General features: G+C 43.5%; 16 protein-coding genes. 11 read left to right on the top strand and 5 right to left on the bottom strand.

Annotated elements, in window-relative coordinates:
• The 4 genes from ACEYW6_RS34565 to ACEYW6_RS34550 form a co-directional block, all read left to right on the top strand.
• Positions 1 to 687: tyrosine-type recombinase/integrase (locus tag ACEYW6_RS34565; protein WP_412983350.1), on the top strand; the 687-nt coding region annotated here is incomplete at its 5' end.
• A gap of 141 nt (positions 688 to 828) precedes the next feature.
• A complete protein-coding gene (locus ACEYW6_RS34560) occupies positions 829 to 1158 on the top strand; it encodes a hypothetical protein (protein WP_412983349.1) in 330 nt (109 codons plus the stop codon).
• Between the two features lie 23 nt (positions 1159 to 1181).
• Entirely contained in the window at positions 1182 to 1514 is a 333-nt protein-coding gene (locus tag ACEYW6_RS34555) for a hypothetical protein (RefSeq protein ID WP_412983348.1), read from the top strand.
• A gap of 269 nt (positions 1515 to 1783) precedes the next feature.
• Entirely contained in the window at positions 1784 to 1918 is a 135-nt protein-coding gene (locus ACEYW6_RS34550; RefSeq protein WP_412983347.1) for a hypothetical protein, read from the top strand.
• Between the two features lie 557 nt (positions 1919 to 2475).
• Here ACEYW6_RS34550 and ACEYW6_RS34545 read toward each other — a convergent pair.
• From ACEYW6_RS34545 to ACEYW6_RS34525, 5 genes are all read right to left on the bottom strand, one after another.
• Positions 2476 to 3099 (bottom strand): TMEM175 family potassium channel protein, encoded by a 624-nt coding sequence (locus ACEYW6_RS34545; protein ID WP_412983346.1) that lies wholly within the window; start codon positions 3097 to 3099, stop codon positions 2476 to 2478.
• 41 nt (positions 3100 to 3140) lie between these two features.
• The gene (locus ACEYW6_RS34540) at positions 3141 to 3893 is read right to left on the bottom strand and encodes a glucose 1-dehydrogenase (protein ID WP_412983345.1); all 753 of its coding nucleotides are present in this window, start codon (positions 3891 to 3893) and stop codon (positions 3141 to 3143) included.
• 177 nt (positions 3894 to 4070) lie between these two features.
• The gene (locus ACEYW6_RS34535) at positions 4071 to 7100 is read right to left on the bottom strand and encodes a DUF5906 domain-containing protein (protein ID WP_412983344.1); all 3030 of its coding nucleotides are present in this window, start codon (positions 7098 to 7100) and stop codon (positions 4071 to 4073) included.
• A gap of 411 nt (positions 7101 to 7511) precedes the next feature.
• Entirely contained in the window at positions 7512 to 8237 is a 726-nt protein-coding gene (locus ACEYW6_RS34530; RefSeq protein WP_412983343.1) for a hypothetical protein, read from the bottom strand.
• Positions 8238 to 8379: 142 nt separating this feature from the next.
• Entirely contained in the window at positions 8380 to 8589 is a 210-nt protein-coding gene (locus ACEYW6_RS34525; RefSeq protein ID WP_412983342.1) for a ribbon-helix-helix domain-containing protein, read from the bottom strand.
• Between the two features lie 221 nt (positions 8590 to 8810).
• Here ACEYW6_RS34525 and ACEYW6_RS34520 point away from each other — a divergent pair, with 221 nt between their 5' ends.
• The 7 genes from ACEYW6_RS34520 to ACEYW6_RS34490 all read left to right on the top strand — a co-directional run bounded on the left by ACEYW6_RS34520 (position 8811) and on the right by ACEYW6_RS34490 (position 12224).
• Positions 8811 to 9926 carry a ParM/StbA family protein gene (locus ACEYW6_RS34520; RefSeq protein WP_412983341.1) on the top strand — a complete coding sequence of 372 codons (1116 nt, stop codon included), beginning with the start codon at positions 8811 to 8813 and terminating at the stop codon, positions 9924 to 9926.
• A 3-nt stretch (positions 9927 to 9929) separates the two neighbouring features.
• On the top strand, positions 9930 to 10163 hold the full coding sequence (locus ACEYW6_RS34515) for a hypothetical protein (protein WP_041566781.1): 234 nt from the start codon (positions 9930 to 9932) through the stop codon (positions 10161 to 10163).
• Positions 10160 to 10405, top strand: a complete 246-nt coding sequence (locus tag ACEYW6_RS34510; RefSeq protein WP_412983340.1) for a hypothetical protein — start codon at positions 10160 to 10162, stop codon at positions 10403 to 10405. The genes ACEYW6_RS34515 and ACEYW6_RS34510 overlap by 4 nt, the downstream gene beginning before the upstream one ends.
• Before the next feature lie 95 nt (positions 10406 to 10500).
• Positions 10501 to 10707, top strand: coding sequence for a hypothetical protein (locus ACEYW6_RS34505; RefSeq protein WP_163937935.1), 207 nt, complete (start codon positions 10501 to 10503; stop codon positions 10705 to 10707).
• Positions 10708 to 10746: 39 nt separating this feature from the next.
• The gene (locus tag ACEYW6_RS34500) at positions 10747 to 11022 is read left to right on the top strand and encodes a hypothetical protein (RefSeq protein WP_412983339.1); all 276 of its coding nucleotides are present in this window, start codon (positions 10747 to 10749) and stop codon (positions 11020 to 11022) included.
• Positions 11023 to 11280: 258 nt separating this feature from the next.
• Entirely contained in the window at positions 11281 to 11724 is a 444-nt protein-coding gene (locus ACEYW6_RS34495; protein ID WP_412983338.1) for a hypothetical protein, read from the top strand.
• A gap of 8 nt (positions 11725 to 11732) precedes the next feature.
• A complete protein-coding gene (locus ACEYW6_RS34490; RefSeq protein WP_412983337.1) occupies positions 11733 to 12224 on the top strand; it encodes a hypothetical protein in 492 nt (163 codons plus the stop codon).
• The last annotated feature ends 51 nt before the right edge of the window (positions 12225 to 12275 follow it).

Genomic DNA, 12275 nt, shown 5'->3' with positions numbered 1-12275 from the left:
GTAATCACGGCTTTGTTCAGTTTTGCTGTTGATATGGGATATCTCAAATCCAATCCGGTTGCGGGTCTCACAAGACGTAAACCCAGTCGAGAACAAGGAGAACACGCTACTGATGAGACTGTGCGTTACCTTACTCCATACCAATTAAGTATCCTGTATGGTGTCATCAAAAAAGATGTTCGTTTGTCTGCATTGGTGCGTTTGTTGCATACCAGTGGCGCTAGGATTGCTGAAGTACTAGCTCTAAATTTAGATGACATAGACTTCAAAGCTCAGAAATTTCAGGTTGTTGGCAAAGGCAACAAGCAACGGTGGTGTTTTTACAGTGAAGTAGCACTCAAGAGTCTAAATCACTACATTGAATATTATAGACATCCTAAGCATCCAGCACTGTTTACTGCTCAACAGCCAAAAACTTTGGAAGTATCCCGGCTTTCTTACCGCATGGCGCATAAATCCTGGATTAAGCTCATCAGAGATAGTCCTGAACTCCAAGAAATTCGTATTCATGACCTACGGCACACTTTTGCTACAGAGCGAGTGGGATTAATGGGGATTGAAGAACTCAGGGCGCTCATGGGGCATGAAAGCATTCAGACAACATTACGGTATCAAAAAGTAACGTCACAACGTGCAGAAGTTGTGGCACAATTGGCGTTAAAAAACCTACCAAATTTTTCTGAATAATTTCAGCATATAACCGACTAAGTGTGATAATAAAAAAATACTTTTGCCAAAACATACCATTCTTGGTGCAGGGAATACATACTACTCTGCACCAACAAAATAAGGATAATCAACCACTCAGACAAAGCATGGATTTATACAATGAGAATTACTGAGATTTACGTTAGGAATAATTGTTTAGTATTTTGTACCGATGATGGATGTAAATTAATTTATCATTTATCAAATATTGTTGTAGACACAGGCTTATCAATAGATTCCCTCTCTGCCGAAAACCTACCAGAATCAAGAGTACAAAAAATTATTGAAGCTGAAGGTGAACAAATATCAATAATTGAAATCAAAGGCCCAGTTGGTAGATTAGAAAATGCGGAGAATTGCCTTGAGGCTAACTATAATGAAGCTACTCACAGCTGCTCTTATTGCTTTTCCGGGCAAATAAACAATATTTTAAATCAACTTTTTAGTTAACTTTGTGAGTTGAGGGAAATTTGATGCACCACCGAGAGATAGAGATAAAAACCTATCAAAATGACATTACGGAATTTTGGTACGCCACAGCTAAACATCCTAAAGAGCAAGGTTTAACCTTAAAATCTCATGCTGACTACCCCACTGAAAAAGCTGCACAAGAATATATGTGTAAATGGTTAGACACAATTTTAGATGAATGTTCTGCTTGTGGTGGCACAGGCAAGATATACCGTTGGCTAAATGATGATACTCCTCAGAAATGTGATTGGTGTAAAGGCACTGGAAGCATTCAAAATACCCTAGTACAGCACGGCGGAAACAAACATACCATTTCAAATGGCGCAAAAGCTTAGAATACAATTCTTTTGACTTTTGACTTTTAACTTTTAACTTCCGCCTTGCGGTACTAGCACCCCAAATAACAAAATAGGAATTATGACATATTTAGACGAGAAGACAAACCAACCCTGCACTATTGTCGAGTACACCATAGCAAAAGCTCCTTTTTGTTTAATTGAGTACGCGAATGGTGTACGCAAGATTGAGCATTTCGCTAATTTAAAAAGAATAAGGAATTGAAGCTCAAGTGACAAAATGGAGATTAGAGACTTAAGTAATAGCAATGCAGCAAGAAAGAGATTTTGCTGCGGATGTGGGAAATACTGCACACCAGATGAAATATACTTCCCACAATCAGTACAGTGTGGCTTGTGCTACACTCTGCAAGATTTTAGGTGTCAAAAAAGATATTTTATAATCCCATGTTCAACTTGGATGTGACGAAATGGAGATTTTGACCAATTTAGTTTTTTGGTAAGTGACACTCTTCGCCATTACTGGACAATAAATGCTAGCAAGCAAAAATAAATGAATCTATCTCGGCTCAATCTCACTTACGGGTGTTATTGAAAAATGGGTAGCTAAGATGCTTATGGGGCAAGGCTTTTAGTCTTAGCGTACAATTTTCCCGTTTTGGCACGGTGATGCCACAGATGTCTTTGAGTAGTCAGAAATTGAAACTTTGAAGTTTTTTAAAACGGATTCAGGAGTTAAGGCACCAGACCCTATAAATCGCCGTCTCTACGAAGGATGATTCTTGTAAAGACGGTGGTAAACCGCGTCTTTGTGATCTATCAAAAAACCTTAACCGAAACGTATTGGGGTGCAGTCTACTACGCCACAAGCCCCATTACTCCGTTGAGAGTCGCGCCACTCAAGAGTTATTGCGAATAGTTTTCAACTAATAATTACGTCTGCTTTTTCGATAAGAAGCACACCGTCAACTGCTGGCTCTCAAAAATGAACTTATATGAGTTAGGAACGCTTCAACGAGAGTCCTCGAAACGCAAAAAACACGGCTAGTACAATACAAAGACCCACACAAAGCCATACCGACACAAATGACAAAACCAAAGCAGTCAAATACAATGGCGATCCAAAACGGTACTGTTTTGTGATTTCCAAAACATCTTCTTGTTTTGCTCCTTGAGCCAGTAACCTTCCACCCTGCGATGCGTGTCTCCATAGTCCGTAAAATGCAATTGCAATTGCCAAAAACGTTCCTGCATAAATGCCAGCCGCAACTTTTGCCTCTGGATGAAGCAGGTACTCCGCCAGCACTGCTGTAGGAAACGGCACAAAGGTAACAAATAGCAGCAGAAGTCCGTTCCAATAGAGAAAGACATGATCGGTGCGTCGAACTAAGCTAAAAATCCGATGGTGATTCACCCACATAACAAGAATTGTGGCAAAGCTTGTCAGAAACGCCAGATAACTCGGATAGAGAGACAGTAAAGCTGCCACTAAACCAGAGGTTTCTACGGTGCTGTGGTTCGGGACTTTTATTTCCAACACTAATAGCGTGATCGCGATCGCAAAGACTCCATCGCTAAATGCTTCGATGCGTCCGGTTTCCTTTTCATCTGGCGTTTCCATCATGCCTGATACTCTCTGTAGGTAATGCTTCTTAAAGTATCGGGCTATTTTTGAACGGCTGTAAATCCGCCATCAACTACCAAGTTATGTCCAGTTACAAATGCAGCACCATCGGAACACAGCCAAACGACTGCCGAGGCAATATCTTCTGGTGCCCCAATCCGTTGTAACGGAATACCTGCTGCAACTTGATCCAACATTTCGGGGGGAGCAGCTGCCCATAGATCCGTTTTCACAGCACCCGGACTAATCGTGTTAATCCGAATTCGATCCGCAGAGTACTCAGCCGCAGCCGCACGGGAGAGGGCAATTACACCTGCTTTGGCAGCCCCATAAGCTCCGTAATTAGCAACACCAACCAATGCCCCCTGAGAAGAGATGTTGACGATCACTCCACCTCCTGATTGCTGCATCGCAGGAATTTCGTACTTCATTGATAGCCAAACTGATTTGAGATTGGCATTAATCTCAAGATCCCAATCTGCTTCAGATAAGTCAGCAATTTTGCCAGAAGTTCCCGAACCAGCATTGTTAAATGCATAGTCGAGGCAACCGTAAGTTTCGATTGCTTTTTTTACCATCGCTTCAATCTCAACTGCTTGCGTGACATCGGCTTTGACAAACACTGCCTCACTGCCTGCTTCATGGATAAAATGAACGGTTTCCTCTCCCTGAGCCTCACGACGGGCAACGACAACTACTTTTGCTCCTGCTTTGCCAAAAGCTAGAGCAGTTGCACGACCAATCCCAGAACTCGCACCAGTAACAATCGCAACCTTTCCTGCCATTAAACTCATGACTGTTGCTCCTTAATCAACTTTGCAATCTTACCGCTATAATGCCAAGCTTTAGCCGAGAATTACTAATGTCAATTTGACCGCCTAACCGCCCCAAAACCTTAATTTGACGTGAGCGCCAGTCAGTGCTGACTCTCGTATTGGGCATCACCCTGACTATCATCAGATCGGCTTGACTCAGGCAATCACGAAGGCTTCACAGAAATGGGCATCTCGGTTCCCAAGTTCCGTCAACACAGTGACAATCCCATTCTTCAAGTTGAAGTTAGTCATCTCCCCAGCAAACTTGATGCTACCATTGCTCCCTCGCACTTCTACTTGGCAACCAACAAACCCTGCGATGTCCCCGCCGTCTTTTTCAATCTGCAACAGTGAGTATGAGAACTCAGACTCAGCTTTTACCAAAACAGTATCGGATGCAATTGGCGCGGCGATCGCTGCCTGATCCTCAGTTGGCATACCCGCACCACTTTCTAGTTGATCCGCACCAGTTCCGCAGAACTCACCGCAGCAGTTTTCCCTATCCTGCAAGGGTTCCGCATCACCCGCACCAGTTGAGGTGGCATATTCTTCTTTTTCCATTGGGATAGGAAGCGATTGAATTTTCATTTCATCCTCTTCAATGTTTTTTTCCTGAGAATCTGAAAAAGTGGTGCGGGTGGTGCGGAAGTCCTGATTTGGCAAGGTTTCTGGTGCGGCAAGTGGTGCGGAAGTGGTGCGGGTTTCGTCTAAAGTGGTGCGGGTAACTTCCAAAATGCCAATGCCTTTCAGTACTGGAATATTTCTTTTAGCAACATCACAGTACCTAGTTCCCTTGACGGCCTTGGGGAAAAGTTGAGCGATTCTGGCGATGACTTGGTTGATACCCTTTACGTTTTTGTCACTGGGTCTAACCTGTTCGCTCCACGTTCTGCGGTTGTTATCGGAATCTATAGTTAATGTGCCAGTTTGAGTGTAGTAATGTTCCAGTCTTACCCATAACTCTTTTGCAGTCATTTCCTTATCAGGTACATAGCCTATGTTTGCGGCTTCTATGAAGTCAAATAGGTGATTATTTTCTTTCTGAAGGTTGTAGAAAGCATCAGTTGTACATTCGTAATCAATGCCTGATTCTATAAGATCGTTTAGTGCTTTCAGCATTTTATTTAGAAATGCTGGGGCAACATGCGTTCTAATGAAATCTTGGTCGTAGCGAAATCGGGGGTCGCCTTTTATCTCGTTTGGATTATTGGGGTCAGGATTATCTACAAAGGTTTTCTTGAATTCTAGAATTGCAATTCTATCTTTGATTGCTTGGATTACGCCTTGAAAAGCGGGAGTCTCGTTTAAGTTGAAAACACCTATTGCGTTAGAAGAGAATTCTATATGGTCTTTCCCTTTCTGTTCGCAATGTAATGTATCTCCAGTGACAAATAATTTTAGGCTTTGGAGTCTGTCAATCCTAGATGTTTGTGGGTTTTCAGAAGCCCAATTAATTCGACTATATATAAGTGGGGCTAGTCCAAACTTCCTGCCTTCGTCGTAGGATTGGAAGTCTCCCAAAGAAACAGAAGTTAATCCGTTCTTTCCATAAATGGTTGATACACATTCGCGCAGAGCATCTTTACCATTAGAACCAAGACCAATTGCAAACATTGCTTTTACCTCTCTCCCTCTAAATTTCCTAACAGTTTCAAGGTCGAGAGATGCAGCAATATTCCTTAGAAATATTTCTTGCTGTGGTTTATCCAAACAAGATAATAGCTGCTCACAATATGTATCATCAGCATTAGGATTATATTCAATGAACGGTTCATAAATGTAATAGTCCTCCGGTGTATGTGGGTTTAGTTTTACTGTAAAGTTTCTGCCTTCCCACTCAACCTTGACTATTCCATTGGTGCAATTTACGCCAGGGGGATTGATTAATTCGGGGTCAATTTCTGTTCCCATTTTCGCCCATTCCAAAACCTTTTTGACTGAACTGGGCGAAGCATAAGGACAAGTTTTTTTACCCTGCTCGTTCTCGACCACAAAAGAATTGCAAAAGTCGTAGATTCTTTTGCGTTCTGTGGAATCTGGGGAGTGTTTATAATGATTGCCAGTGTGGTAGTAAAGCTTATCAGCAGCACAAATCCAGTTCTTATCGCCGTAGAGAGCTTGAAAAGCTTGCTGGGTAAAGGCTACAACCGGATTTTTGTCGTCATCATCACTTACATTTACCTGTGCTTGTTGCGATCGCTGCGCTACTGCTGCGTGGATCTCCTGCTCTAACCTGCGGATAAATTCTGGTGTTTCCATCTGCCCCAAGATTTCTTTGATGTCACTTGATTTATATGGTAAATCGGGGCAGATGTCGTGCGGGTTAATTCCAATAAATGCAATCCCCACCTCGTCGGCACAGTCCTGGCAGGTCTGGAGTTTCTTTAAGCCAGTGTCGTCAGCATCGTGCAGAAAGATGATTAATCCTATACCTGAATCTTTGATAAGTTGGTATTGGGGTGTGATTGTTTTCTTATCCCATGCACTGCCTTGAAACGTAATCCCAGCAAGACCATGCTCTCGACCAACTTCTACGCACCCCTCCCCTTCGTGTTGGAGTAGTGCCGGGGTTCCTTGCACCAATTTACTAGCAGTGATCGCCTCTTCAATACGATATGCCCTCCAAGGTTCATCCCCTTTTCTCATTTCTGGAGTGCCATCTGGAAGCCTGTGCCATTGGCGGAAGGACTTATCATAACCCTTCTCTTTGATGTAATCCGCCCATTCATAGCGAATTACCCATTGGTTTTGTGAGTAAGGATAGATTGTTTGTGTTGCATTCCCCGGTATTCCCTTTGGTAGCTTGCAAGTTATGTTTTGAGGTTGGGGTATGTCAGTCGCCGCTTGGGTCAACATCACCAAACCTAATTCACCATCTGGAATTGGCGCACTTTTGGGCAAGACTTTCTTGGGCTTGGCAGCCAAACGGTTTAGGGATGGAGTGTAATTAGCCCCTGCCCTTTCTGCCACCACTTCAGCCCAGGGTTTAATCGCCTCCCGGATGTCCTTACACTCACACTGGTTAAAGCAGCTGTACTTCCCAGTTTCTTGGACAATAGATAAATTATGCCCACCGCAAACTGGGCAGATATATTTATTTTTCTCTTTGGCTGGTTCTAACTGGTCTACAAAATTGCGAATATCGAAGGAGGCGAACGCCTGTTGATTGGGGAACTGTGCAACCATTACGCGATACCTCCTTGAACATTATTTAATTTTTGACTATTGCTTAATACATAAGTTGGCGATTGTTTAGGTTGAGCTAGTGCGTAGTATCGCTTGCCTTTCGTGGCTGAATCATTAAATAGCTGTAACGGCATTTTCCTAATCCTCCATTCAGTGTGTGTTTTGGAGGAATTGGAGCTATCCTGTGCAGTAATCTTTTATACAAGCTTCAGAAATCTAAAAACATGAAATTCCTAAGTTGCTCTTTCTATATGGGCGGCCAGTGTTACAATGGCTTAACGCCCTAAAAGGTTTGATAAGATTACTATTAGGGATATTAATTAGGCTCTGAAACCCAATCCCCAATTCCAATTGAATAGAAATCAGAAAACCTCGGTATCCCAACGGGACACGGGGTTTTCACCTTTTAGCCTATCTGTACTTGGCTAACCAAGCCCTGACAAACTCGATTACTTCCTCCTCTTGAATAACAAACGCAGTACCTTTTCTTCTGAGAGCCAGAATTTTCATACTTCCCACCTCCGAATAAAGATGATCATTGTGATTTGGAGTCGCCTTGGTAGGAGGCCATAAGACCAAAACTTTTGCTGTGGGAGTCTTTTGAGCTTCACGGGAAGACATCAAAAACTTATCTCTGTTCTTGTTGAGCCACTTCTCGTAATCTGCTAACTCAACAAGTGGGCAGGGTTGCCACAGTTTTAGTCCATTTTTGTCTTTACGCTTGACTTGTAAAACCTCTCTAGCTTCGTTGTAGACAATTTCTCTATCTCCTTTTGAGCGAATGGAGATAAACAGGTGAGTTGTTCGTGGAAATCTAATAAACAAGTCAATAGGGTTGTTGTTTTCTACCGGAAGTACCGGGAAGACTTGTACATCTAGGCTTTTAAACTCATCAAAAAGTAAGGTTCCTAATTTTTCTAACCGCGCAAGTTTTTGAGTTACCACCAACGGCTTGTAAGCCAATCCAAAAAGAACCCAGCCAGCCGGATGAATTATGCCTCCTGTAGCCAGCGCAGCAGCACCAGCCGCTAGAGCTTGAGTGGACGCATAGTCTTTCGCCTCCCTAATTTTTTCAAACGCCGCTTCGTTGTGCAGTGGGAGTTGAAAATCGGTTGGTGGGTCTTTCACAGTAGTCATTGGAGACCTTAAAGATTAATAACGTGAAATAGCACGAATTGTAGCAATCCTAATGCTTGACATTGCATTTTTGAACTAATAGCCATCTATTAGATTCTTTATTCAGTGCTGGCAGTAGGTTTTTCTGGTTTGGTGTCATCGCTCATCCCTCTGCTTTTTCTGGCTTCTGAGATTTTGATTTTTTTGTGCGTCTGGCTGCGATCGCTTCACCAAGAAGGATAGCTGCCATTTGGCTTTTAGTCCTCATCTCTTCATTAGCAATCTGCTCTAGCGCCTCCCAAGTTTCATCTGGAATAATTGCATTTAACTTTTTGCTCATTAAGTCAGAACTCGTTTGCTCACCTGACATCATGATATGCTCTCTTGTCCGATTACATACGATCTTATCATCTAAAATCACATCATGATGTGATATGATGAGATTGTTAGCCAAAAACAGTCACCCAACAAAGGCAACAGAAGCCAGAAAGTGATGCTATGGCTTGCCCCTAACTGGATATCTGGATTGGTCTAGATTTAGCTAAAAATCAACGCCTTGCCAGAAAAATCAAGACTTTAACAATCATCTGAACCATGACAGCTATATATTCCAATGCCAAAAACTGGCTAGTTCAAGCAGACTTGTTAGCCAAATCAGGGCTAACTGACCTCACAGGAGGTAAAGACTCAGGTGCAGGGTACGGCAAGGCAATCATCGGTGATTTTTCCATCATGATGCCTGCCGTATACTCACTTGTTCGCAACCGCAACATCATGCACCACGAAACCATCTCAAAAGATGGGGCATGGCTGCGTTATGTAGAAGGTTCACGCCTGGACTTAAAAGACGTTCAATTTTTCTGGGGCAGTGCGGCTCTAGCTCAAAGTGACCACACCCTACTGCACGAAGATAAGGCGAAAAAGGCAGAACTGGCATTAGAAAGCATCCTTGCAGACTTATCAGTTCTGAATATTCCTTCGGGGGTCAAGCTTTCAATTAGTTTGAGCAATCACAACCCAGAACGTTGGGGCCAAGAAATTAAACGCCGAGTCGAAGGGACTCACACCTTTGAACATCTGCACCCTGTAACTCGTTCCATTGTCACCAAGACAGTTGAAATCGTAGTCACAGGCATTTACCCCGAAGGATTCGGCAGCATTGCCCACTGCTTATTCGGTGAAGCATCCCTGGTACTAGACCCCTCAGAATTAGCGATCGCACTCGATATCGGTTCATCGACTTGGCTTGTAACCGTGTTCAACGGGAGCGGTGCAGTGATTGACCGTCACCTAATTGAAGGTGGAGCCGGTGAACTGCATTCGATGATTGCAGAGGCACTAGACAAACGAAACGACCGAGTAAGTCTGCTTTCCAAGGATGTGAAGCACTCGCCGAGTTTGGTGAACCAAGGGATTATTGAAGGCACTTTCACTTATGGAGGCAACCACCTCACAGGTAAGAAGTTTGAAACCGAGTATAGCCAGTGCCTAGATGAGTGGTGGAGTACCAGGATTGAGAAATTCGCCAACTTTGTGACTGCTGGTAATTATCTAGATCGCGCGAAATACCTTGTCGCCTGGGGTGGGGGTGTTTCTCTACCAGTGGTGGATCAAAACTTAGCCTGTTTAGGCTTTGTGGTCTTGAATAATCCCCAATTCATCAATGCTTTGGGGTTGAAGCTATTAACTCAAATATCGAGTGGAGCCTAATCAATGAATTACGAATCTCGGCGTATAACCATCTCCTACTTAGCAGTAATTGAATTGTGCAAGATTTTTGATTTACCCCAAGATGCACCGACACAAGCCCTTTCAGCAGGTGTAGAGAAGCTGATTTTTCAACACGGCAATGTGCAAACATCACCCAAAGTTGAAACAGTGCAATCTACGCAGCCCAATAAATCGGCACTTAGCGCAATGGTCACTAATTTTAAAGGGGCAGCATGAGCAGAACCACATTCAGAAACAGGGTTTTAGGCATTGGAGCAACAGCAGCAGCGTTAGCCCTTGGCTACTTTGGAGTGCAGTACTTTGGCAGAAACACACTGTTTCCTATCGCCGCAGCCGTGGGTGGTGCAGGGGCCATCAGCTATGTACTTCAGAAATCGAGTGAGCCACAAGCCCCAAGTAGTCAGCCAGAACCCCAACCTACACCGATGAAAACCCAAAGGAAAAGAAATAAGTTGTGAGATCCCAAACATGATGCAGACACAACCCCAGAAGGGGACTAGGTCTCATCATCAGTAGTTCGGGCGAGAGTATTGTATAGAAAATAGGAGGAATTATGTCACAGTCCGGGTTTGAGGCGCTTAAAGAAATGATTTCTAGAAACCTCGATAAAGGTAAAAAAGGGGAGACAACCTTTCATGGTGAACCGTCTGAAAATGTCGGCCCGATTTTAAGTGCAGCTAGCGAATTAGGTTTAGAGCAACACACTGTTTTGAAGCCAAACGGGGAGACTTACAAAATCACTCTCAAGCGAAAGAATTAGAAGTTACGCGATAAAAACCCAAAGTCAAGGAAACAAGTTATGAGCGACCAAGACACTGTGCAAACACAACCATCGCTAACAACAACCGAAATCATGACCATCATCCTGGGTTGCGAACAGACTCTCAGATTTGTGCAAGCATCCCCAAATTACAAACAAATTGAAGCGTCCGAACGGTTCAGTACATCGAATGACCTGCGTCTTGGTGATGCAGTTCAAGCCTTGATGGAGATTCACGAAGCGATTCTAAATATCGAGTTTTATTCCCAAGTTGAGGGACAAACTTATGCTTTCAACGACAGCCTTAGTGCGTAACCATTTGTACGAATTCCGTGGTCAACAACTGCGCTACAGCCACCGCTCTAATTGTCGAGTCAATGCCCCTTTCATTTTTAATGACTCGAAAGGCAGGCGAAAAGAATTAAGTCAAAACCTAGTGCAGAGTGAGGTTTTTGAACTTGTTGAGTTTTGTGAAAACTGATAATGAAGCGATTGCCCCGACCGAGCAAAGTAAGTGCAATCGCCCCATCCGAAAGTGCATCAAGTACACATCGTTACAAGGATTTTAGCAGCATGACACTTGATTACAAAAATTCCCACGATTGGGGCAAATCGCCTCTGACTGACCGCGCTTTGAGATTAGAGCAATTCAAAGCGGAAAATCCTGAACAATGGTCAGCAATGATCTCAGCAGATATTGAGGCACTTTCCACACCAATATTCGAGGGTGAAGATTACCCACCCTTCACTGGAACTGAATTCTTAGCAACTCATTCAAGCATTGATGACCATCCATACTCTGCTGCATTTGGTCAATTTTTAGGCAATGGTATTGACGCGGACATTGCAAATATCTTGGCGTTTGGTGAGAACAGATTTGATTTAATTTCTGATGATTTTGACGACCCCGTAAGGCAATTAGCAACGAGAATTTATAGCCGATTTGAAGAGATGGGTTACTGGGATGAAGTCTCAGAATCTGACGATGATATCAACTACGACTTAATACCTTATTAGGAGATTAAATGGCTCGGAATTACGGAGCAGCAAAACTCAAAAACCATATTCCCAACAATGCCCCCGGTACGTTAGGAGCAATGGGCAGACTGTTTGATGTCTCCTCATCGGACTTCAACAAAGCCTTACAGGGAGATCAAACGGTAATCACCAAAATTGCAGACATGGCGCGACTGTCTGACACTGCAAAAGCCAATTTACCCAAGGCTTTGGAGGCATATCGGAAGATTATTGAAACAACTGGCGATGTAAACCAAGCCTACGTTGAACTGGTGCAATTGACCCAAAAACACGGAACGCAAACCCTGAAAGCTATCAACAGCAGTAAGACAGGAGAACAGCGTTTCAAAAATGAGATGTCCGAGATGCAGGCGGAACACGTCAACGCTACCACTGCCGAGGCTACCCGTCACGCGCAACGCTCATCCTTGATTCAGATATCTGGGGCCACAGCCGACCTTATGGCATTGGCTAAGCTTACTGGTGCAGAAAAGTCCTGAATGCTTGATATATGGAGGATTTTACTGAGACAAGGGTGACAGAGAGGGGGA

It is taken from the genome of Nostoc sp. UIC 10607, assembly GCF_047228265.1.
Classification (GTDB): domain Bacteria; phylum Cyanobacteriota; class Cyanobacteriia; order Cyanobacteriales; family Nostocaceae; genus Nostoc; species Nostoc foliaceum_A.
The sequence above is the reverse complement of the archived record's forward strand: the minus strand, read 5'-3'. Positions and strand labels throughout refer to the sequence as shown.

Excerpts from the sequence above, each read along its gene's own strand:
- ACEYW6_RS34540 (WP_412983345.1), bottom strand. The coding sequence starts at position 3,893 with ATGAGTTTAATGGCAGGAAAGGTTGCGATTGTTACTGGTGCGAGTTCT.
- ACEYW6_RS34555 (WP_412983348.1), top strand. The coding sequence starts at position 1,182 with ATGCACCACCGAGAGATAGAGATAAAAACCTATCAAAATGACATTACG.
- ACEYW6_RS34520 (WP_412983341.1), top strand. The coding sequence starts at position 8,811 with ATGACAGCTATATATTCCAATGCCAAAAACTGGCTAGTTCAAGCAGAC.
- ACEYW6_RS34550 (WP_412983347.1), top strand. The coding sequence starts at position 1,784 with ATGCAGCAAGAAAGAGATTTTGCTGCGGATGTGGGAAATACTGCACAC.
- ACEYW6_RS34545 (WP_412983346.1), bottom strand. The coding sequence starts at position 3,099 with ATGATGGAAACGCCAGATGAAAAGGAAACCGGACGCATCGAAGCATTT.
- ACEYW6_RS34530 (WP_412983343.1), bottom strand. The coding sequence starts at position 8,237 with ATGACTACTGTGAAAGACCCACCAACCGATTTTCAACTCCCACTGCAC.
- ACEYW6_RS34510 (WP_412983340.1), top strand. The coding sequence starts at position 10,160 with ATGAGCAGAACCACATTCAGAAACAGGGTTTTAGGCATTGGAGCAACA.
- ACEYW6_RS34535 (WP_412983344.1), bottom strand. The coding sequence starts at position 7,100 with ATGGTTGCACAGTTCCCCAATCAACAGGCGTTCGCCTCCTTCGATATT.
- ACEYW6_RS34560 (WP_412983349.1), top strand. The coding sequence starts at position 829 with ATGAGAATTACTGAGATTTACGTTAGGAATAATTGTTTAGTATTTTGT.
- ACEYW6_RS34515 (WP_041566781.1), top strand. The coding sequence starts at position 9,930 with ATGAATTACGAATCTCGGCGTATAACCATCTCCTACTTAGCAGTAATT.
- ACEYW6_RS34525 (WP_412983342.1), bottom strand. The coding sequence starts at position 8,589 with ATGATGTCAGGTGAGCAAACGAGTTCTGACTTAATGAGCAAAAAGTTA.
- ACEYW6_RS34500 (WP_412983339.1), top strand. The coding sequence starts at position 10,747 with ATGAGCGACCAAGACACTGTGCAAACACAACCATCGCTAACAACAACC.
- ACEYW6_RS34490 (WP_412983337.1), top strand. The coding sequence starts at position 11,733 with ATGGCTCGGAATTACGGAGCAGCAAAACTCAAAAACCATATTCCCAAC.
- ACEYW6_RS34505 (WP_163937935.1), top strand. The coding sequence starts at position 10,501 with ATGTCACAGTCCGGGTTTGAGGCGCTTAAAGAAATGATTTCTAGAAAC.
- ACEYW6_RS34495 (WP_412983338.1), top strand. The coding sequence starts at position 11,281 with ATGACACTTGATTACAAAAATTCCCACGATTGGGGCAAATCGCCTCTG.